We start from the raw sequence: 21,326 nt of genomic DNA, 5'->3' as shown, positions 1-21,326 counted from the left end.
ATGCATCGCCGATGGTAGTGTGGGGTTTCCCCATGTGAGAGTAGGTCATCGTCAAGATTAAATTCCGAAACCCCTCATCGCTTGCGCGGCGAGGGGTTTTGTTTTGGGCATAAGAAAATTTCCAAAACACTCATCCTACCGCTCGACCGGCAGATAATAAAAAACCACCCGTAGGTGGTTTTCGGTATGACATCCCCGCATCAATCCCCGCGGTAAATGCAGCCACTGGTGCACGTTTCATGAATTCGAAGGGCGGACAGCTCCGGCAGAAGCGGCTTGAGCTCCTTCCAAATCCACTTGACCAACACTTCACTGGTTGGATTTTCCAGGCCAGGAATGTCATTGAGGTAGTTATGATCAAGACGTTCATAGAGTGGTTTGAAGATCGTCTTGATTTCCGAGAAGTCTCGAATCCAGCCGGTATGCGGGTCAGGCTCGCCTTCCAGATAGATAGCGATTCGAAACGAGTGTCCATGTAAGCGTCCGCATTTGTGACCCTCAGGTACGTGAGGGAGGCGGTGCGCAGATTCAAATGTGAACTCTTTGAAAATTTCCACTGTGTCTTGGGTCCTGAAATGGCGCGATCGCCAAGGCAATAAAGGCAGGGCGCGAGTTTACCGCATTGGTTTACTCATTGGGCAACCGGAACCTGACTAAGCGGTTAGACCAAGGGCAAGAGCCTTTCCCCAACACGCCCGCTATCAGTCAGCGCAAGAAATTCATCGCCCAAGCGCTCGCTTTCCGCCATGGCTTTACGCCAATGCGCCTGACGCTCGATATCCCTGCCCAGATACCGTTTGAAATCACTGCGGTCAGGCAGTTTTCCTCCTGGCAGACGTGCCAGATATTCGGGCGAAGGCGACAGCAGAACCACATCCTGAAGTCGACCAAGATCACCCCGGCGCCAAGGTAGCGCCTTATCAAACCAGCCCGGAACGATTTTGTCCGTGAAGTGCGGATAAAGGACGATGTCGTCGCCGCTGTACGGAAGATCCAGATGATAGTCGAGCAACCCACCATCCCTGAACGTACCTGGCCCCACTCCCGGGATGTCCAGGACGCCTTCCATCACCATCGGGATGGAGCCGGACGCAAGCAACGCTTGCCGCAAGTTCGATATCGACAGAGGCAAGTAACGCGACGGGAAATCGGTCAGCGGTGCGAGAGGAGGGAGCAAGCGAGAATCATGCATGATCAGTCGCTCAAAATGACGGGACAGACGCCTACGCCCAATAAGATTGTTTGCGATCACCGACGACAGCCCAAGCCCCAATCCGCCCCGGTGGTCGCCCGCTAGAAGACCATGACTTTTGACGATCATGATGTTCAGTCGATAGTGCGGATTCTCAAGCACGCTGGCATCGCATCCCAGAAAAAGGTCATCGAGCATTTTTATGCAGCTGCGGCTTACTTCAGCCATGGTCACGCCTTTAGCGAAGCTCTGTTCGTTGTAGAGCTCGCCAAGTCGTTTGATGCCTTGGACGGGGTCGGGCAAGCACGCGCTTGCAAATCGCCACGAGCCTATCGATGCGCCAATAAGCGAGCGCTCTCGAGGTGCCCGAAGCAGCCAGTCGCCAAACAGCGCCAGATCCAGGCCCTGAATCCCAAGTGCTTTGGGTCCGCCGGCGGCTCCCGGAATGATTGCCACGTCCTCAGGTAACAACCCGCTTTTCCGAATACGGGCGATCGCACGTTTGCCGGCCCTGATTCTCAAGGCGTTCGACTTTATGTGAATAGCGCTCATTAGCCCCTCATGTAATCCGCCAAAATATATCGAGTACCACTGTCAGAACGTCACGCCAACCGAAATGCCAATGGTGGCATGTAGCCAGAGAATTCAGTTTGAATTAAGTTGAGCTGGTTATCTTGGACCCCGTAAACCCCATAACCAAAACGGAGTTCCACCATGAAAACCTTGACTGCTCTGCTCACCACTTGCGCCATCGCTCTCTCGGCCGGCATCGTCCATGCCAAAGATTTGGGACCGGATGAAGCCCTGCGCTTGCGCGATGCAGGTACTATCCAATCCTTCGAAAAACTCAACGCCATTGCGCTGGCCAAACACGCTAACGCGACGATCACCGAAACCGAACTGGAAGAGCAGTATGGCAAGCATCTTTATCAGGTCGAACTGCGCGATGCCAAAGGCGTTGAGTGGGATATCGAATTGGACGCTGCTACCGGCCAGGTACTCAAGGACCATCAGGACACGTAATGAGGGTAAATAAGCGTCCTTGGCAATGCCTTGGGCTGATCGTGCTGTCGTTATCGACGCTGAGTCACGCCAAGGATCTCAATCAAGACGAGGCACTGGCGCTGCGTCAGCAGGGCGTGATTCTGCCTCTGGAGCAATTCATTGAGCAGGCCCTGGGACGCTATCCCGGCTCGAAGCTTCTTGAAGCTGAGCTCGAGGAAAAACATGGCGTGCTGATCTACGAGATTGAATTGCTCACGAAAGACGGCGTCGTTCGTGAGCTTAAATTCGACGCCCGCGATACGCGATTACTCGATGACAAGGAAGATGACTGAATGCGCCTCTTATTGGTTGAGGATCATGTTCCACTGGCGGACGAACTGATCAGCGCGCTTGGACGACAGGGCTATGCCGTGGATTGGCTTGCAGACGGACGTGATGCTGTTCATCAGGGAGCGAGCGAGCCCTACGATTTGATCGTCCTTGACTTGGGTTTGCCAGGATTGTCCGGACTTGAAGTGTTGCAGCAATGGCGTGCCGGAGGGCTATCGACGCCAGTGCTGGTATTAACCGCACGCGGATCCTGGGCTGAGCGCATCGAAGGGCTGAAGGTTGGGGCTGATGATTACCTGACCAAGCCGTTCCACCCGGAAGAGCTGCAACTGCGAATTCAGGCGCTGTTGCGACGCTCCCACGGACTGGCTAACCAACCGACGCTGCAAGCGGCAGGCCTGCATCTGGATGAAGGTCGGCAAACGGTGAGCCGCGATGGCCTGGAAATACAGCTGACGTCTGCCGAGTTCCGCCTGTTGCGCTATTTCATGCTGCACCCCGAACAAATCCTCTCAAAAACCCATCTCTCCGAACACTTGTACGACGGCGAAAATGAGCGCGACTCCAATGTGATCGAAGTACACGTCAATCACCTGCGTCGCAAGCTCGGCAAGACCGTCATCGAAACCCGCCGAGGTCAGGGCTATCGATTTGGCGGGCAGCTAGTTTGAAGTCGATACAGGCGCGACTCAGTCTGGGTCTGATCAGCGTACTGCTGATCGTGGGCCTGGTCCTCGCGCAGACCAGTCTGTGGTTATTCGAAGTCGGGCTTCAGCGTTATCTGGAATCCGGCTTGCGCAATGACAGCGAATTGCTGCTGGTCGCGTTGGTGAAAGGCCCCAATGGCCTGCAACTCGATGAACACCGGCTTTCACCCGGTTATCAGCGCCCGTATTCCGGGCATTATTTTCGGATCGATTTCGAGGGTGGGCACTGGCGCTCTCGCTCGCTGTGGGACCTGGAACTGCCGCAACCCGATCAAGACGGTCTCTACGCCAACCTCAAGCTCGAAAAAAGTGACCAGTCTCTTCTGCTGCTGCACAAGGAATACCGCAAGTTCGGCCAGCAGATTTCCATTACCGTCGCCCAGGATTACAGTCCGGTCAAAGCCAGCTTTCAGCGCGTCCAGCAGATCGGCCTGGGGTTGGGACTGGCAGCACTCATCCTGATTCTGGTGTTGCAGCGGGTCACTGTGCGCCGCGCGTTGCGCCCACTGGACAAAGCGCGCGCGCAAATCCTGCAACTGCAGCAAGGCCAGCGCTCCCAGTTAGATAATCAGGTGCCGTTGGAACTTGAGCCGCTGGTGGCGCAGATCAACCATTTGCTGGCTCACACCGAAGACAGCCTCAAGCGGTCACGCAATGCCCTGGGAAATCTCGGACACGCGTTGAAGACGCCGCTGGCGGTGTTGATCAGTATCGCTGAAGGCAAACGGCATGACGTTCCTGCGCCCGTTCGCCAGACGTTGCGTGAACAGTTGCAGCAGATTCAGCATCGTCTTGAGCGTGAGCTGAACCGAGCACGGTTGTCCGGCGATGCGTTGCCGGGCAGCCATTTCAATTGCGATACCGAATTGCCCGGCCTGTTTTCAACCCTGCGCATGATCCATGGCGAACACCTTGATCTGATCAATGAAGTGCCTCCCGGCCTGACGTTGCCATGGGATCGGGAGGATGTGCTGGAGCTACTCGGCAACCTGCTGGATAACGCCTGCAAATGGACCGACAGCACGGTCTGTCTGGACATCAGGCATCAGGACCAATCCTATCTGTTGCTGATCAACGATGACGGTCCCGGCATTCCCGAAGTGCGCCGTGATGAAGTCCTGGGCCGAGGCAACCGTCTTGATGAACAGATTGACGGGCACGGCTTGGGCCTTGCGATCGTCAAAGATATCGTTGAATCCTGGGGCGGCGTGCTGCAGTTGCTGGAAAGCCCGCTTGGCGGACTGCAGGTTCGTATCCTATTGCCAGACCGAAACACGCCCGACTGACGTCCAAACCTCTTCTGGCGATAGTCCATCAACAGACGCAGCGGCACTCCTGTTGCGTTTGACGGACTAACCAACAGGACGCGCGCAAAGTGCGGCTCGATGGACACGGACGAGAAATGAACGAAACCACACTTCAATACAAAACCCTGATGCTGCTGTTGGTGTTGGTCACCATTGCGTTCATCTGGATCATGCTGCCGTTTTACGGCGCAGTATTCTGGGCAGTGATCCTGGGGATCATCTTCGCACCGCTGCAACGCCGCCTGCTGGCCAAGTTTGGCTGGAAGCGCAACGTCACTTCCCTGTGTACGTTAATGATCTGTCTAGTGATCGCCATTTTGCCAGTCATCATCATCAGCGCCCTGATGGTTCAAGAGGGCGCCACGCTTTATAAAAGTGTCGAAAGCGGCCAGCTCGACGTGGCCAAGTACCTTGCCGAGTTCAAGGTTTTGCTGCCAGCCCCAGTGCAGCATTTGCTGGATCGCATGGGCATGGGTGATTTCGAAGGCCTGCGCGACAAGATCGCCAAAGGCGCAATGCAGGGGAGTCAGTATCTGGCGACTCAGGCGTTCAGCTTCGGCCAAGGAACCTTTGATTTTGTGGTGAGCTTTTTCATCATGCTGTATCTGCTGTTTTTCTTTCTTCGCGATGGTCAGGATCTGGTGCGTAAGATTCGGATTGCCTTCCCGCTGGCTGAGCCGCAGAAACGTCGGCTGCAACTGAAATTCACACGCGTTGTGCGCGCGACCGTGAAGGGCAACGTGGTGGTTGCCATCACGCAGGGTGCACTGGGCGGTCTGATCTTCTGGATCCTCGATATACCGAGCGCGCTGCTTTGGGCGGTGCTGATGGCGTTTCTCTCATTGCTGCCGGCAGTAGGGGCTGGGATTGTCTGGGCGCCGGTGGCTGCTTACTTCTTGCTCAGCGGGATGATCTGGCAGGGCGTGGTACTCAGTTTGTTCGGCGTGTTCGTGATTGGTTTGGTGGATAATGTGCTGCGCCCGATTTTGGTGGGCAAGGACACGCGGATGCCGGATTACCTGATTCTGATTTCGACCCTTGGCGGGATGGCGGTGTTTGGGCTGAATGGATTTGTGATCGGGCCGATGATTGCTGCGTTGTTTATGTCGACGTGGGGGTTGTTTACCAGTGCCAAACAGACGGTGAGATTGCCGGGATAGTGTATTGGTTTGGCTTCCGGGTTTCGGCCTTATCGCAGCTCACTCGGTACGCCAGACACGCCACATCGCAGCCTTCGGCAGCTCCTACGGGGATCGCGCAACCTGCACAGAACACCCATAAAAAAACCCTGCTAAAGCGCAGGGTTTTTTGTACCTCAGATATCCATCACAACCCGGCGTGCTGCACCAACGTCAGCAGCGGTTGCGGATAAACCCCGAGGAAGAACGCCAGCAGCGAAATCCCCAGCAGCATCACACCGCCCGCACGTTGCGCCCAGTTGAACGGGGCATCGTGGCGCTGGATCTTCGAGTCCTGCAGGTACAAGGTCACCATCACTCGCAAGTAGTAGAAAACGCCAATCGCGCTACCCAACACCAGCGAACCGGTCAGCCACCACAAGTGCGACTCAACGCCGGTCGCGATGATGTAGAACTTGCCGATGAACCCTGCCGTCAGCGGAATACCCGCCAGCGACAGCATCATCACGGTCAGCACTGCCGTCAGGTACGGACGACGCCAGAACAGACCGCGGTACTCGAACAGCGCATCAGCATCGCGACCGGTGTAAGGCGAGGACATCAATGTGATCACGCCGAACGCGCCCAGACTGGTCAGCACGTAGGTCACCAAGTAAACGCTGATCGCCTCGACAGCCATACCCTTGCTCGCCACCATCGCGATCATCAGGTAACCGAAGTGAGCGATGGACGAATAACCCAGCAGACGCTTGAGGTTGGTCTGCGTCAGCGCCAGCAGGTTGCCGACGAGAATCGACGCCACCGCAATCACCGACATCACGTCCGTCAACACGCCGCTGCTGGCAGCCGGCGAGATCTGGAACAGACGCACCATCACTGCGAACACTGCCACTTTACTGGCCGTGGCGAGGAAAGCCGCGACGGGGGCAGGGGCGCCTTCGTACACGTCCGGTGTCCACAAGTGGAACGGCACCAGCGACAGCTTGAAGCCCAGACCCACCAGCATCATGCCCAGGCCCAACGAAGCCAGCGTGCTTGGCATGCCGGTGGCTTCAATGGCCTTGCCGATGCCGGTGAAGCTCAGCGTGCCCGCGTCTGCGTAGAGCAATGCCATACCGAACAGCAGAAACGCAGAACCTGCGGCCGACAGCACCATGTACTTGATGCCGCCTTCCAGCGAACGCTTGTTGAAGAACGCATACGCCACCAGCCCGTAGACCGGCACCGACAGCAACTCCAGACCGATGAACAAACCGGCCAGATGTTGCGCCGCCACCAGAACCAGCCCACCGGCAGCGGCCATCAGTATCAGCAGGTAAAGCTCTTCGCGGTTGCCCGGATAGCCCGCTTTGCCTTCACCCAAATAGGCGTGAGCCAGGGTGACGCAGGCCAGGGTCGATACCAGAATGATCGCCATGTACAAGCAAGCGAACGCGTCGATCTGCAGCAGCGGCGTGACCACCAGCGGCGCGACCTTGAGGGCCGGGTAGATCGACAGCAGCGCCAGGTTGAGGCCTGCAACTGTCAGCAGGAACGATTGAGAGTGATTGCGACGCCATGCGATCCCGAGCATCACCACAACAATGGTGAGACTGGTGATCAGCAGCGGCGCCAGCGCAATAAAGTGTTGAATCGTCAGGTCCATAGCGCTCTTACCGGGCCGAAGCGAGTTGAGTGAAGGCGGTGCTGAGCCATTGCTGCACGCCATGCATGGTCGCCGCCGAGGTGTCGAGCACTGGCTGCGGGTAAACCCCGAGCAGCACCAGCAACACCGCCAGACCGAGCACCATCGTCAATTCCCGTCCATCCATACCCTTCAAGACGTCATCCGATTTGGACGGGCCGAAATAGGCGCGGTGGATCATGATCAGCGAGTAGACCGAACCGAACACCAGACCTGTTGTTGCAATTGAAGAGATCCATGGCGTGGCAACGAACGAGCCCAGCAGAATCAGGAACTCGCCGACGAAGTTGCCCGTGCCCGGCAGACCGAGAGACGCGGCCGCGAAGAACAGGCTGATGGCCGGCAGGTACGCAATCTTGTTCCACAAGCCACCCATCTGACGCATGTCCCGAGTGTGCAGACGCTCGTACAACTGACCGCTGAGGATAAACAGCGCCGCAGCCGACAGACCGTGAGCCAGCATCTGAACCACTACGCCCTGCAGCGCTTGCTGGCTGCCGGAGTAGATGCCGATGAGCACGAAGCCCATGTGCGAGACGCTGGAGAACGCGATCAGTCGCTTGATGTCGGTCTGCGCGAAGGCCAGAAAGGCGCCGTAGAAAATGCCGATCAAACCGAGGGTCATCGCGATCGGCGCAAACTCGGCCGACGCGTTAGGGAACAGCGGCAGGGCAAAACGCAGCAGGCCGTAAGCAGCGGTTTTCAGCAGGATACCGGCCAGATCGACCGAACCTGCCGTTGGCGCCTGGGCGTGAGCGTCCGGCAGCCAGGAGTGCAGCGGCACGATCGGCAGCTTCACCGCGAAGGCGATGAAGAAGCCCAGCATCAAGATGTACTCGGTGCTGTTGGACAGCTTGGCTTTCAGCAACTCGGCGTAGCTGAAGGTGATCACGCCGGTCTGGTTGAAGTTCACCAGCACCAGACCCAGGATCGCCACCAGCATGATCAGGCCGCTGGCCTGGGTGAAGATGAAGAACTTGGTCGCGGCGTAAATCCGGGTTTTCTTACCGTCCGCCGAGCTGTGACCCCAGAGCGCGATGAGGAAATACATCGGCACCAGCATCATTTCCCAGAAGAAGAAGAACATGAACAGGTCGATGGCGAGGAACACGCCAACTACGCCGCCCAGGATCCACATCAGGTTGAGGTGGAAGAAGCCAACGTTACGCTGGATCTCTTTCCACGAGCACAACACCGACAACACGCCCAGCAGGCCGGTCAGCAGGATCATCAGCAGCGACAGGCCGTCGAGCGCCAGGTGAACGCTGATGCCAAAGCGCTCGATCCACAGGTGTTTGAACTCAAGGGCCCAGGTTGGATCGGCGCCGGGCATGGGGGCGTAACTGAACGTGCCAGTACTCCACACCCAAAGGCCCAAAGCCGTTTCGAGGGACATCGTCAACAGCGCAATCCAGCGCGGCAGGGTAGGGCCGAAGCGCTCACCTTGCCAGCACAGCAGGCCGCCGATAAAGGGGATCAGGATTAGCCAAGGCAGAATCATGACGGGCTCGTTTCCTTTCGCAAATTCGCAAGGTTCATGTCAGATCGACTCTTCAGACCAGCACAATCGCGCCCAGTACCAGAACGGCACCTGCGGCGATCGAAGCGGCGTACCAACGCAGTTGTCCAGTCTCGGTGCGGCTCATCAGAACATGACCGCCTTTGACCAGCCGAGGAATCACACCGATGGTGTGGTCCAGTGGGTCGCCACGCAGAATGTGACTGATCGCCAGATACGGCTTGACGAAAAGCTTGTCGTAGACCCAGTCGAAACCCCATGCCGCGAACCACCAGGCCGAGAGGAAACGACCCGGACCGCTGTTGGCGATGGCAGTGGCCAGACGACGCTTGCCGAGGAACAGCAAGGCCGCCAGCAGAATCCCGGCCAGCGCGATGGCGCCCGAGGCAATTTCCAGACTGTGCTTGGCTTCGCCGCCCGCGTGCCCGACGCTTTCTGGCAACACGCCCGCCAACGGTGGATGAATCCATGCACCGATGAACGTCGACAGCACGATCAGCACGCTCAATGGCAGCCAGTGAGCGATGCCGTGACCTGCGTGGGCTTCGGTTTTCGCTTCGCCGTGGAAGGCGATGAAGATCAGGCGGAAGGTGTACAACGACGTCATGAACGCACCGACCAGACCCGCATAAAGCAGATAGTCGTGCCCGCTGGCGAAGGCTTCCCAGAGGATTTCGTCTTTGGAGTAGAAGCCTGCGGTCAGCAACGGCAGGGCAGACAATGCTGCGCCGCCGACGATGAAGCTGGCGTACGCCAGTGGCAGCTTTTTCCACAGGCCGCCCATTTTGAAGATGTTCTGCTCGTGGTGGCAGGCCACGATCACCGCACCGGACGCCAGGAACAACAGCGCCTTGAAGAAAGCGTGGGTCATCAGGTGGAAGATCGCGCCTTCCCATGCGCCAACGCCTAGCGCCAGGAACATGTAGCCGATCTGGCTCATGGTCGAATAGGCGAGGACACGTTTGATGTCGGTCTGCACCAGCGCGGCGAAACCTGCCAGCACCAAAGTCACACCGCCAACGATGCCGACCAGGTGCAGGATGTCCGGCGCCAAGGCAAACAAACCGTGGGTACGGGCGATCAGGTAAACACCGGCCGTTACCATCGTTGCCGCGTGGATCAGTGCCGAAACCGGTGTCGGGCCGGCCATCGCATCTGCCAGCCAGGTTTGCAGCGGCAGTTGCGCGGATTTACCGACAGCGCCGCCCAGCAGCATCAGCGTCGCCAGCACAATCCAGAAGTCGCCAACCTTGAAGTGCTCAGGCGCCCGCACCAGCAGTTCTTGCACGTTCAGCGTGCCCAGTTGCTGGAACAGGATGAACAGGCCGATGGCCATGAACACGTCGCCGATGCGGGTGACGATAAAGGCCTTGAGTGCGGCGTTACCGTTGTTGCGGTTGCTGTAGTAGAAACCGATCAACAGGTACGAGCACAGGCCCACGCCTTCCCAGCCGAAGTAAAGGAACAACAGGTTATCGCCCAGGATCAGGAACAGCATGCTGGCGATGAACAGGTTGGTGTACGCAAAGAAGCGCGAATAGCCCTCTTCACCGCGCATGTACCAGGACGCGAACAGGTGGATCAGAAAACCCACGCCGACCACTACGCCCAGCATCGTGACGGACAGACCGTCCAGATAAAGCGCGAAGTTAGGTGCGAAACCGTCAACCGACATCCACTGCCACAGCACTTGGGTGTAGTGACCACCCGCAGGCGGTGCCACGTTGAATTGCCAGATGATGTAGGCGGCGACGATGGCTGAGAGGCCAATGGAGCCCACGCCAATCAGGGCCGCGAGGTTTTCCGAGATTTTCCCGCGTGAAAACGACAGCAGCAGGAAGCCGATCAGAGGAAAGACGAAAGTGAGAAAGAGTAGGTTCATCCGCGCATCTCGCTGGCAGCGTCGATATCGAGCGTGTGGAAGCGGCGATACAGCTGCAGCAGGATCGCCAAGCCAATACTGGCTTCGGCGGCGGCAAGGCTGATCACCAGAATGAACATGATCTGGCCGTCCGGTTGCGCCCAGCGGCTACCCGCCACGACGAAAGCCAGAGCGGCAGAGTTCATCATTATTTCCAGGCTCATCAACACGAAAAGAATGTTGCGGCGTACCAACAGGCCCGCCAGGCCGAGGCAGAACAGGATGCCGGCGACGGCCAGTCCGTGTTCGAGAGGGATTGCATTCATGGCTTTACTCCTTCGCCTCGCGGCCGAGGTGGAACGCCGTCACGGCGGCAGCGAGCAGCAGCATCGAAGCCAGTTCGACCACCAGCAGGTAAGGGCCGAACAGACTGATACCGACTGCCTTGGCGTCTACCGTGGTGTGGCCGATGCCGGCGCCAGTCGGATTGGCGAACAAAACGTAAAGCAGTTCAGCCAGCAACAGACCGCAGAGCAGGATTGGACCCAGCCAGATGCCGGGTTTAAGCCAGGCGCGTTCTTGCTGAACCGAGGCGGGGCCCAGGTTCAGCATCATCACCACGAACACGAACAGCACCATGATGGCGCCAGCGTAGGCGATCACTTCCAGTACACCGGCGAACGGCGCGCCGAGGGCGAAAAAGGTCATGGCCACGGCGATCAGCGAGATGATCAGGTAGAGCAGGGCGTGCACCGGGTTCGTGTTGGTGATCACCCGAAGGGTGGCCACAACCGCGATGCCGGATGCGAAATAGAAAGCGAATTCCATCTTTCTTCCTTAAGGCAGCAAGCTCTTGACGTTGATCGGTTGGGCTTCGTTCTGCGCAGAGCCTTTAGGCTTGCCAGCGATCGCCATCCCCGCAACGCGGTAGAAGTTGTAATCAGGGTTCTTGCCGGGGCCGGAGATCAGCAAATCTTCCTTCTCGTAGACCAGATCCTGACGTTTGAACTCGGCCATCTCGAAATCCGGTGTCAGCTGGATCGCGGTGGTCGGGCAAGCTTCCTCGCAGAGACCGCAAAAGATGCAGCGCGAGAAGTTGATACGGAAGAAGTCCGGGTACCAGCGACCGTCTTCGGTTTCAGCTTTCTGCAGCGAGATGCAACCCACTGGGCACGCCACGGCGCACAGGTTGCAAGCCACGCAGCGCTCTTCGCCATCGGGGTCGCGGGTCAGGACGATGCGGCCACGGTAGCGAGGCGGCAGGTAAACCGCCTCTTCCGGGTATTGCAGGGTGTCGCGCTTGCGAAAGCCATGGCCAAAGATCATGACCATGCTGCGCAACTGGGTACCGGTACCCTTAATGATGTCGCCAATATATTTGAACATGGGTCAAATCCTCACTGAACCGAGCCCGCTGGTGTGTTTAACAACACAACCGCAGCGGTCACCAGCAGATTGATCAGGGTCAGCGGCAGGCAGAATTTCCAGCTGAAATCCATCACTTGGTCATAGCGCGGGCGAGGAATCGAGGCCCGCAGCAAAATGAAGATCATGATGAAAAACATGGTTTTCAGTACAAACCACATGAACGAGAGCTGCGGCAGGATGTTGAACGGACCGTGCCAGCCACCGAAGAACAGCGTCACCAACAGCGCAGAGATCAGGATGATGCCGATGTATTCACCGACGAAGAACATGCCCCATTTCATGCCGGCATATTCAATGTGGTAACCGTCGGCCAGTTCCTGTTCCGCTTCCGGCTGGTCGAAGGGGTGACGGTGAGTCACGGCCACGCCTGCGATGAAGAAGGTACAAAAACCGAAGAACTGCGGAATGATGAACCACAGGTTGTTCGCCTGATAGGCAACGATGTCGCCCATGTTGAAGGAACCTGCCTGAACCACGATGCCCATCAGCGACAGGCCCATGAACACTTCATAGGACACGGTTTGCGCTGAGGCCCGCAGGCTGCCCAGCAGGGCGTACTTGTTGTTGCTCGACCAACCGGCGAACAGCACCGCGTACACCGACAGACCGGCCATGGCGAAGAAGAACAGCAAGCCGATGTTCAGGTCCGCGACGACCCAGGTCTGAGTGACCGGGATAATCGAGAACGAGATCAGCAGCGCGCTCATGGCAACCACCGGCGCCAGGGTGAAGATCACCTTGTCGACAAAGGGTGGATTCCAGTCTTCCTTGAAAAACATCTTCAGCATGTCGGCGGCAATCTGGAACAGGCCGAACGGGCCGACGCGGTTGGGACCGTAACGATCCTGCCACCAGCCCAGCAAACGACGCTCGACGAAGCTGAGGAAAGCGCCGCAAACCACCACGGCCAGCAGGATCACAATGGCCTTGAGGGCCGCAATGATCGAGTCGATCACTTCAGGGGTGAACCACGTCATTGCGCTGCCTCCTGCAGACCGTCCACGGTTTTGCCAAACAAGGCCGGCGGAATGCCCGGCAGTCCGGAAGGCAATGCCACCAGACCTGCGCCCAGCTCTTCATCGATGCGCAGCGGCAGACGCAAGGTCTGACCTGCAACGTTCAGGCTGAGCAGGGCTCCCTCGTTGACGCCCAGGCGGTCCGCTTCGGACTTGGCCAGCGCGACGTAGGCTTGCGGGATGCGTTCCTGAACCGGTGCGGCTTTAGAGGAGTTTTCCTCGCTGCCGAACAGGTGAAAGAACGGCACAACCTGCCAGGTGCCTTGAGCCGGTGCAAAAGCGCGCGGCACATTGGCGAACCAGCTCAGGTTGTCGCCGCTGCTTTCGATCAGGCGTACGCCCGGATCGCCAGCACGCAAGTGACCACCGACTTCGTCCTGGAACTTGTTCCACGCTTGTGGCGAGTTCCAGCCCGGAGACCAGGCGAACGGCACTTGCTGGCGTGGTTCGACCGAACCCGAATAGCCTTCCATCGAGAACGAGAACGCTGAGTCAACGTCTTGGCTGGTGCGCGGTTCGTGCACGCTAATGTTGGCGCGCATGGCGGTCCGGCCGCTGTAACGCAGCGGTTCGCGAGCCAGTTTCAGGCCCTTGATACGGAACGCGGCAGAAGGTGCAGCGCCGACGATGCCCGCCAGTTGCGTGTTGCTTTTGGCAACGGCAGCGGTCACGTGGTCGAGCTGAGTCCAGTCCACTGGTTGATTCAGCAGGGTGGCGCGCAAGGCATGCAGCCAGCGCCAGCCTTCGTGAATCTGGATGCTGGCGTCCAGATACGTTGGGTCGTAAACCTGGAAGAAGCGCTGAGCGCGACCTTCCTGGCTGACCAGCGTCCCATCGCCTTCGGCAAAGCTTGCCGCTGGCAATACCAGATCCGCACGATCCGACGTCGCGGTTTTTTGATGGTCAGCAACGATCACCACTTTCGCAGTGTTCAGTGCAGCCTCGACCGTAGCGGCATCGACGCGGGTGAACAGATCGTTTTCCAGCACGACGAGAGCATCGGCCTTGCCCGAGATCACCGCTTGCAGCGCGTCATCCAGCGAGTCGCCACCAAACAGGGCCAGGCCCATGCTGTTGGCTTCCGGCACGATCAGACTGAGCGAGCCTTGTTTGTCGCGCAGCTTCAGGGCTTTCGCAATGTTGGCGGCGGCTTCGATCAGCGCGTTGGAACCCAGCGAGCTGCCGGAGATGATCAGCGGACGTTTGGCTTCGAGCAGGGCAGTGGCGATGCGCTGCGCCAGTTCCAGGGCTTCGCCATCCAGACCGACCACGGCCGGTGCGCTTGGGTCGATGGCGTGAGCCACGGCAAAACCAATGCGCGCCAGATCGTCCGGAGCTGCGTGAACGCACTCTTCGGCGACGTCATCGAGACGGGTTTCAGCCAGGCTGGCGATGAACAGCGGGTTCAGTTCGTGCTGACCGATGTTCTTCACGGCAGCGTCGAGCCAAGGCTGGACTTTCATCGCAGCGGCCATGTCTTCGGCTTTGTTCTTCACCGACTGACGTAAGCCCAGGGCAATGCGCGCAGCGGTTTGCGTGACGTCTTCACCGAGCACGAATACGGCGTCGTGTTCTTCGACTTCGCGCAGGGTCGGGATCGGCAGCGGGCTGTCTTTCAGGACCTTGGCGATCAAACGAATACGTTCAAGCTCACCGGCCTCGATACCCGAATAGAAGTGCTCGGCACCGACCAGTTCTCGCAGGGCGAAGTTGCTTTCAAGGCTGGCGCGGGGCGAGCCAATACCAACGATGTTGCGACCGCGCAGCAGCTCGGCGGCCTTGTCCAGCGCAGCGTCGAGGCTCAGCTTGACGTTGCCGTCGGCCAGCATTGGCTGACGCGGACGGTCTTCGCGGTTGACGTAGCCATAACCGAAACGGCCGCGGTCACACAGGAAGTACTGGTTCACAGAACCGTTGTAGCGGTTTTCGATACGGCGGATTTCGCCATAACGCTCACCGGGGCTGATGTTGCAACCGCTGGAACAGCCGTGGCAGATGCTCGGCGAGAACTGCATGTCCCATTTGCGGTTGTAGCGCTCCGAATGCGTCTTGTCGGTGAACACACCGGTCGGGCAGACCTCGGTGAGGTTGCCGGAGAACTCGCTTTCGAGCACGCCGTCTTCAACGCGACCGAAGTACACGTTGTCGTGGGCGCCGAACACGCCCAGGTCGGTGCCGCCGGCGTAGTCTTTATAGAAACGTACGCAGCGGTAGCAGGCGATGCAGCGGTTCATTTCGTGGGAAATGAACGGGCCGAGGTCCTGGTTCTGATGCGTGCGCTTGGTGAAACGATAACGCCGCTCGTTGTGGCCGGTCATCACCGTCATGTCTTGCAGGTGGCAGTGACCGCCTTCTTCGCAGACCGGGCAGTCGTGCGGGTGGTTGGTCATCAGCCATTCGACGACGCTGGCGCGAAATACTTTCGCTTCTTCGTCTTCGATGGAGATCCAGCTGCCGTCGGTGGCAGGGGTCATGCAGGACATGACGATGCGACCACGGGTGTCGTTCTCGTCGGTGTACTGCTTGACCGCGCACTGGCGACAGGCGCCAACGCTGCCAAGTGCCGGGTGCCAGCAGAAATAAGGGATGTCGAGGCCCAGCGACAGACACGCCTGTAACAGGTTGTCTGCGCCATCGACTTCGAGCGCTTTGCCGTCTACGTGGATAGTGGCCATGGTTCAAAGGTCTTCGTTGGCCCGGTGTCAGCGGGCGTGGCTAATGGAATCTCGGTGCTACCCGACTCAAACAGCCTTTTCGGCGCAGTCGGGTATTAAGGACGGCAGCCTTGTGAGCCGCCGACCGGTCTGTCTTGTTATGCGCCAACCACCGTCGGCGTCACGACCTGATTGAGATCGCCAGCACGTGTGGGTGCGATGCCTGCCTCAAATTCCGGCCTGAAGTACTTGATCGCGCTGCCCAGAGGTTCCACTGCGCCCGGTGCGTGGGCGCAAAAGGTTTTGCCAGGGCCGAGGAAGTTGACCAACCCCAGCAGCGTCTCGATATCGCCCGCTTGACCCTGGCCATTTTCGAGAGCGCGCAGCATCTTCACGCTCCATGGCAAGCCGTCGCGGCAAGGGGTGCAGAAACCGCACGACTCTTGCGAGAAGAACTCTTCCATGTTGCGCAGCAGGGAGACCATGTTGACCTTGTCGTCCACCGCCATCGCCAGACCGGTACCCATCCGGGTGCCGACTTTGGCGACGCCGCCGGCATAGAACAGGCAGTCCAGATGTTCAGGCAGCAGGAAACCGGTACCGGCGCCGCCTGGCTGCCAGCACTTGAGCTTGTAACCGTCGCGCATGCCACCGGCGTAGTCTTCGAACAGCTCTCGAGCGGGCAGGCCGAATGGCAGCTCCCACAGGCCAGGGTTCTTCACTTTGCCGGAGAAGCCCATCAGCTTGGTGCCGTGGTCTTCGCTGCCTTCACGGGCCAGCGACTTGTACCAATCGTTGCCGTTATTGACGATGGCCGGGACGTTGCACAGGGTTTCGACGTTGTTCACGCACGTCGGCTTGCCCCACACGCCAACAGCGGCGGGGAAGGGCGGCTTGGAGCGCGGGTTGGCGCGACGGCCTTCGAGCGAGTTGATCAGTGCGGTTTCTTCGCCGCAGATATAACGCCCGGCGCCGGTGTGCACGATCAGCTCGAAATCAAAACCGGTGCCGAGGATGTTCTTGCCCAGCAGGCCAGCCGCTTCGGCTTCTTTCACCGCGCGACGCAAATGCACCGCCGCCGTGGTGTATTCGCCACGCAGAAAGATGTAACCGCGATAGGCTTTCAGCGCGCGGGCACTGATGAGCATGCCTTCGATCAGCAAATGGGGCAGTTGCTCCATCAGCATGCGGTCTTTCCAAGTGTTGGGCTCCATTTCATCGGCGTTACACAGCAGGTAACGGATGTTCATGGATTCGTCTTTGGGCATCAGCCCCCACTTAACGCCAGTAGGGAAGCCCGCGCCGCCGCGGCCTTTGAGACCTGAGTCTTTGACGGCCTGAACGATTTCATCAGGCGACTGCGTGGCGAACGCTTTGCGCGCCGCTGCGTAGCCGTCTTTGGTCTGGTATTCGTCGAACCACACCGGTTCGCCATCATCACGCAGACGCCAGGTCAGCGGATGGGTTTCCGGGGCGCGCTTGATCAGGTTGGCCGGGCCGAAGGAAGTGATGGTCATACGTAACCCTCCAGCAAGGTGGCGACGCCAGCTGGCTGTAGATTGCCGAAAGTATCGTCGTCGATCATGACCGCTGGCGCCTTGTCGCAATTGCCCAGGCAGCAGGCAGGCAGCAGGGTGAAGCGGCCGTCGGCGGTGGTTTGCCCAAGGCCGATGCCCAGCTTGCTCTGGATTTCGCCGACGATGTCTTCGTGACCGGCGATAAAGCAGACCATGCTGTTGCACACGCGAATGATGTGGCGGCCCACCGGCTGACGGAAGATCTGGCTGTAGAACGTCGCCACGCCTTCAACGTCGCTGGCCGGGATGCCGAGCACGTCGCCGATGGCGTAGATCGCGCCATCCGGAACCCAGCCGCGTTCTTTCTGAACGATCTTCAGGGCTTCGATCGACGCCGCGCGCGGGTCTTCGTAGTGGTGCATTTCGTGCTCGATGGCCGAGCGCTCGGTTTCGCTCAAGGCGAAACGATCTGTCTGGATAAGCGTGCTATTCATGCTCATGCTTAGCGGTCCACGTCAGCCATAACGAAGTCGATACTACCCAGGTACGCAATCAAGTCCGCGACCATGCTGCCTTTGATCACCGAAGGGATCTGTTGCAGATGCGGGAAGCTTGGGGTGCGGATCCGGGTACGGTAGCTCATGGTGCCGCCGTCGCTCGTCAGGTAATAACTGTTGATGCCCTTGGTCGCTTCGATCATCTGGAAGGATTCCTGAGCCGGCATCACCGGGCCCCACGAAACCTGCAGGAAGTGCGTGATCAGGGTCTCGATGTGCTGCAAGGTGCGCTCTTTTGGCGGCGGCGTGGTCAGCGGGTGATCCGCTTTGTACGGGCCCTCTGGCATGTTGCGCATGCACTGGTCGATGATCTTGATGCTCTGACGCATCTCTTCGACGCGCACGATGCAACGGTCATAAGCATCGCCATTGACGGCCAGCGGCACTTCGAACTCGAAGTTCTCGTAGCCCGAATACGGACGCGCTTTGCGCAGGTCGAAATCGCAACCGGTGGAACGCAGGCCGGCGCCAGTGACGCCCCATTCCAGCGCTTCCTTGGTGTTATAGGCCGCGACGCCGATGGTCCGGCCTTTCAGAATGCTGTTATCCAGCGCAGCCTTCTGGTATTCGTCCAGACGTTTTGGCAGCCACTCGACGAAGTCCTTGACCAGTTTTTCCCAACCGCGCGGCAAATCGTGTGCGACGCCGCCGATGCGGTACCAGGCCGGGTGCAGACGGAAACCGGTGATGGCTTCGATCACCGTGTAGGCCTTTTGCCGGTCGGTGAAGGTGAAGAACACCGGCGTCATGGCGCCGACGTCCTGGATGTACGTCCCCAGGAACAGCAGGTGGCTGGTGATCCGGAAAAACTCGGCCATCATGATGCGGATGGTGTCGACCTTGTCCGGCACTTTGATGCCGGCCAGCTTCTCTACCGCGAGCACGTAGGGCAGGTTGTTCATCACCCCGCCCAGGTAATCGATCCGGTCGGTGTACGGAATGAAGCTGTGCCAGGATTGGCGCTCTGCCATCTTCTCGGCGCCACGGTGGTGGTAACCGACGTCTGGCACGCAGTCGACGATCTCTTCACCGTCCAGTTGCAGCACGATCCGGAATGCACCGTGAGCCGAAGGGTGGTTCGGGCCCAGGTTGAGGAACATGTAGTCCTCGTTGGTGCCGGAACGCTTCATGCCCCAGTCTTCCGGACGGAAGCGCGCGGCTTCTTCTTCCAGTTGCTGTTTGGCAAGCGTCAGGCTGTACGGATCGAATTCCGTGGCGCGGGCAGGGTAGTCCTTGCGCAACGGGTGACCTTCCCAGGTCGGCGGCATCATGATGCGGCTCAGGTGTGGGTGGCCGGCGAAATCGATGCCGAACATGTCCCACACTTCACGCTCGTACCAGTTGGCGTTGGGCCAGATGCTAGTGATGGTCGGCACGCTGAGGTCGCCCTCGGACAGCGCCACTTTGATCATCACGTCGCTGTTCCGCTCCACTGACAGCAGGTGGTAGAACACCGTGAAGTCGGCACCTGGCAGACCACGACGCTTGGTGCGCAGACGCTCGTCGACGCCGTGCAGGTCGTACAGCATCGAGTACGGCTTGGGCACGTTGCGCAGGAACGTCATGATTTCGAACAGCTTGGCGCGCTCGACCCACAGCACCGGCATGCCAGTGCGAGTGTCTTGGGCGGTAAACGCCTCGGCGCCAAAACGGTTATGCAATTCTACGACGACGTCTTGGTCGTCAGCCTTGTAAGGCGGGATGTACAGAGCACTGCCTGTAGTCATGGTTTTTTATCGCTTTGGGTCAACGTAACGAATGAAGCCAGGGACTCGTTTCTTTGTAAGGAACAGATCTGGATCAGACTTCGTCGGGGCTGCGCAGATTGGTGACTGCGATTCGCTGTTCGCGGCGCTGTTCCTTTTGCGACGGCATCTCGGCGCGATAGACGCCTTGATCGCCGACAACCCAGGAAAGAGGGCGACGTTCCTTGCCGATGGATTCCTGCAACAGCATCAAGCCTTGCAGAAACGCTTCGGGGCGGGGCGGGCAGCCGGGCACGTAGACATCCACGGGGAGGAATTTGTCCACACCCTGGACCACTGAATAGATGTCGTACATGCCACCGGAGTTGGCGCACGAACCCATGGAGATCACCCATTTAGGCTCGAGCATTTGCTCGTAGAGACGCTGAATGATCGGCGCCATCTTGATGAAGCAGGTACCGGCGATAACCATGAAATCCGCCTGACGCGGCGATGCCCGGATAACCTCGGCGCCAAAGCGTGCGATGTCGTGGGGCGCCGTGAAGGCGGTGGTCATTTCCACGTAGCAGCACGAAAGGCCAAAGTTGTAGGGCCACAGGGAATTTTTACGTCCCCAGTTGACCGCACCGCTCAGCACGTCTTCGAGCTTGCCCATGTAAATGTTTTTGTGGACTTGGTCTTCTAACGGATCGGAAACGGTTTCCCGTTCGCCGATGGGGTATTGCTCGTTAGGAGCATCCGGGTCGATCCTGGTGAGATTGTATTGCATTGCCAAAGCCTCATTGTTTTAGCTTCGCTTGCCGGTTACGACGTCCTTCAGGCGCCCAGTCAAGAGCCCCCACACGCCATAGGTAGACAAGACCTGCCAACAGAATTGCTATGAAAACGAGAGCTTCGGCGAATCCGGTCCAGCCGCTTTCGCGAACAGACACAGACCAGGCAAAGAGAAAGAGGGCTTCGATATCGAAGATCACGAAGAGCATCGCGACCAGATAGAATTTTGCGGAGAGACGCAGGCGGGCGCCGCCAGTAGGCAGCATGCCGGATTCGAAAGGTTCGTTTTTGCTGCGCCCCCAGGCTTTTGAACCCAAGAGGCTTGAGAGGCCGAGCATGAAGGCGCAAAGGCCGACGACACCCAAAAGGAAAATGGCGAAGCCCCAGTTGTGGGCAATCAAACCTGTCGATTCGGGCATGCTGGCAGTCCTTATCAGAGAGCAAAGGTCTCTGTGCTTGAAAAAAGATTAGGCAGTGACGATATGTCGCAGTGAACCAATTCCGGGATTTTATGTGCAAACCGTAGGCAAGTAAATTTTCTGCATCAAATTTATTCGTAGGATTAATGAGATAGGTCACGCTTTTAGTGCTTAGAGCCATGGGCTGTGGGCATTACGACTGTTTCTGTTAATTATGTTTCACACAAACGGCAACAAGAAAACGACAGCTTAAATGATAATAAATATCATTTAAGCGATGGCAGGTTGTTTATGCAGGCCCTCTTCAACAAAGTTATGGGTCAAGCGCTAACCATAGCTTGGATAATTGCGGTCGTTAATTAATCGTTGCCTGTCCTGTGTAGGAGCTGACGAGTCCGAGCGAGGCTGCGATCGCGGTCTGTCTGATACACCGCAATCGCAGCCTCGCGTTGCTCGTCAGCTCCTATGTATGGACTCGCCCCCACTGCCAACCCTTTTTTAACACTGCTAC

General features: G+C 58.4%; 20 protein-coding genes. 5 read left to right on the top strand and 15 right to left on the bottom strand.

Annotated features, from left to right (window positions below):
- Nucleotides 1-200: 200 nt before the first annotated feature.
- A complete protein-coding gene (queD, locus tag ACWKWM_RS27750; protein WP_483849165.1) occupies nucleotides 201-557 on the bottom strand; it encodes a 6-carboxytetrahydropterin synthase QueD in 357 nt (118 codons plus the stop codon).
- Between the two features lie 104 nt (nucleotides 558-661).
- Nucleotides 662-1,744: a patatin-like phospholipase family protein gene (locus ACWKWM_RS27745; RefSeq protein WP_483849164.1), complete on the bottom strand. Its 1,083-nt coding sequence runs from the start codon at nucleotides 1,742-1,744 to the stop codon at nucleotides 662-664.
- A gap of 162 nt (nucleotides 1,745-1,906) precedes the next feature.
- Here ACWKWM_RS27745 and ACWKWM_RS27740 point away from each other — a divergent pair, with 162 nt between their 5' ends.
- From ACWKWM_RS27740 to ACWKWM_RS27720, 5 genes are all read left to right on the top strand, one after another.
- Complete coding sequence (locus ACWKWM_RS27740; protein WP_483849163.1) at nucleotides 1,907-2,215, top strand: PepSY domain-containing protein; 309 nt, start codon at nucleotides 1,907-1,909, stop codon at nucleotides 2,213-2,215.
- The gene (locus tag ACWKWM_RS27735; RefSeq protein WP_483849162.1) at nucleotides 2,215-2,529 is read left to right on the top strand and encodes a PepSY domain-containing protein; all 315 of its coding nucleotides are present in this window, start codon (nucleotides 2,215-2,217) and stop codon (nucleotides 2,527-2,529) included. The genes ACWKWM_RS27740 and ACWKWM_RS27735 overlap by 1 nt, the downstream gene beginning before the upstream one ends.
- Nucleotides 2,530-3,198: a response regulator transcription factor gene (locus ACWKWM_RS27730; RefSeq protein WP_483849161.1), complete on the top strand. Its 669-nt coding sequence runs from the start codon at nucleotides 2,530-2,532 to the stop codon at nucleotides 3,196-3,198.
- Nucleotides 3,195-4,520 (top strand): sensor histidine kinase, encoded by a 1,326-nt coding sequence (locus ACWKWM_RS27725; RefSeq protein ID WP_483849160.1) that lies wholly within the window; start codon nucleotides 3,195-3,197, stop codon nucleotides 4,518-4,520. Before ACWKWM_RS27730 ends, ACWKWM_RS27725 begins: the two co-directional genes overlap by 4 nt.
- A 116-nt stretch (nucleotides 4,521-4,636) precedes the next feature.
- Nucleotides 4,637-5,701 (top strand): AI-2E family transporter, encoded by a 1,065-nt coding sequence (locus tag ACWKWM_RS27720; protein ID WP_483849159.1) that lies wholly within the window; start codon nucleotides 4,637-4,639, stop codon nucleotides 5,699-5,701.
- Nucleotides 5,702-5,867: 166 nt separating this feature from the next.
- On the opposite strand, the gene nuoN is transcribed toward ACWKWM_RS27720, so the two are convergent.
- From nuoN to ACWKWM_RS27655, 13 genes are all read right to left on the bottom strand, one after another.
- A complete protein-coding gene (gene nuoN, locus ACWKWM_RS27715) occupies nucleotides 5,868-7,325 on the bottom strand; it encodes an NADH-quinone oxidoreductase subunit NuoN (protein WP_483838712.1) in 1,458 nt (485 codons plus the stop codon).
- Between the two features lie 7 nt (nucleotides 7,326-7,332).
- Entirely contained in the window at nucleotides 7,333-8,865 is a 1,533-nt protein-coding gene (gene nuoM / locus ACWKWM_RS27710; protein ID WP_483849158.1) for an NADH-quinone oxidoreductase subunit M, read from the bottom strand.
- 52 nt (nucleotides 8,866-8,917) lie between these two features.
- Nucleotides 8,918-10,765, bottom strand: a complete 1,848-nt coding sequence (gene nuoL / locus ACWKWM_RS27705; RefSeq protein WP_483849157.1) for an NADH-quinone oxidoreductase subunit L — start codon at nucleotides 10,763-10,765, stop codon at nucleotides 8,918-8,920.
- Nucleotides 10,762-11,070 (bottom strand): NADH-quinone oxidoreductase subunit NuoK, encoded by a 309-nt coding sequence (nuoK, locus tag ACWKWM_RS27700; protein WP_268796994.1) that lies wholly within the window; start codon nucleotides 11,068-11,070, stop codon nucleotides 10,762-10,764. Before nuoK ends, nuoL begins: the two co-directional genes overlap by 4 nt.
- A gap of 4 nt (nucleotides 11,071-11,074) precedes the next feature.
- Nucleotides 11,075-11,572: an NADH-quinone oxidoreductase subunit J gene (nuoJ, locus tag ACWKWM_RS27695; protein WP_483838715.1), complete on the bottom strand. Its 498-nt coding sequence runs from the start codon at nucleotides 11,570-11,572 to the stop codon at nucleotides 11,075-11,077.
- Between the two features lie 9 nt (nucleotides 11,573-11,581).
- Entirely contained in the window at nucleotides 11,582-12,130 is a 549-nt protein-coding gene (nuoI, locus tag ACWKWM_RS27690) for an NADH-quinone oxidoreductase subunit NuoI (RefSeq protein WP_268796992.1), read from the bottom strand.
- Nucleotides 12,131-12,141: 11 nt separating this feature from the next.
- The gene (gene nuoH / locus ACWKWM_RS27685; protein ID WP_483849156.1) at nucleotides 12,142-13,149 is read right to left on the bottom strand and encodes an NADH-quinone oxidoreductase subunit NuoH; all 1,008 of its coding nucleotides are present in this window, start codon (nucleotides 13,147-13,149) and stop codon (nucleotides 12,142-12,144) included.
- Nucleotides 13,146-15,863, bottom strand: coding sequence for an NADH-quinone oxidoreductase subunit NuoG (nuoG, locus tag ACWKWM_RS27680; protein ID WP_483849155.1), 2,718 nt, complete (start codon nucleotides 15,861-15,863; stop codon nucleotides 13,146-13,148). The genes nuoH and nuoG overlap by 4 nt, the downstream gene beginning before the upstream one ends.
- A 137-nt stretch (nucleotides 15,864-16,000) precedes the next feature.
- A complete protein-coding gene (gene nuoF, locus ACWKWM_RS27675; RefSeq protein WP_483838718.1) occupies nucleotides 16,001-17,359 on the bottom strand; it encodes an NADH-quinone oxidoreductase subunit NuoF in 1,359 nt (452 codons plus the stop codon).
- Nucleotides 17,356-17,853 (bottom strand): NADH-quinone oxidoreductase subunit NuoE, encoded by a 498-nt coding sequence (nuoE, locus tag ACWKWM_RS27670; RefSeq protein WP_483838719.1) that lies wholly within the window; start codon nucleotides 17,851-17,853, stop codon nucleotides 17,356-17,358. Before nuoE ends, nuoF begins: the two co-directional genes overlap by 4 nt.
- Nucleotides 17,854-17,861: 8 nt before the next feature.
- Nucleotides 17,862-19,643, bottom strand: coding sequence for an NADH-quinone oxidoreductase subunit C/D (nuoC, locus tag ACWKWM_RS27665; protein ID WP_483849154.1), 1,782 nt, complete (start codon nucleotides 19,641-19,643; stop codon nucleotides 17,862-17,864).
- Between the two features lie 73 nt (nucleotides 19,644-19,716).
- On the bottom strand, nucleotides 19,717-20,391 hold the full coding sequence (locus tag ACWKWM_RS27660; RefSeq protein ID WP_003174719.1) for a NuoB/complex I 20 kDa subunit family protein: 675 nt from the start codon (nucleotides 20,389-20,391) through the stop codon (nucleotides 19,717-19,719).
- Nucleotides 20,392-20,401: 10 nt separating this feature from the next.
- Nucleotides 20,402-20,815: an NADH-quinone oxidoreductase subunit A gene (locus tag ACWKWM_RS27655; RefSeq protein WP_268796984.1), complete on the bottom strand. Its 414-nt coding sequence runs from the start codon at nucleotides 20,813-20,815 to the stop codon at nucleotides 20,402-20,404.
- Nucleotides 20,816-21,326 lie beyond the last annotated feature (511 nt).

This window comes from Pseudomonas rosaeacicularis (assembly GCF_057128745.1).
Note: the sequence above shows the minus strand (reverse complement) of the source record. Positions and strands in the feature narration are given on the sequence as shown.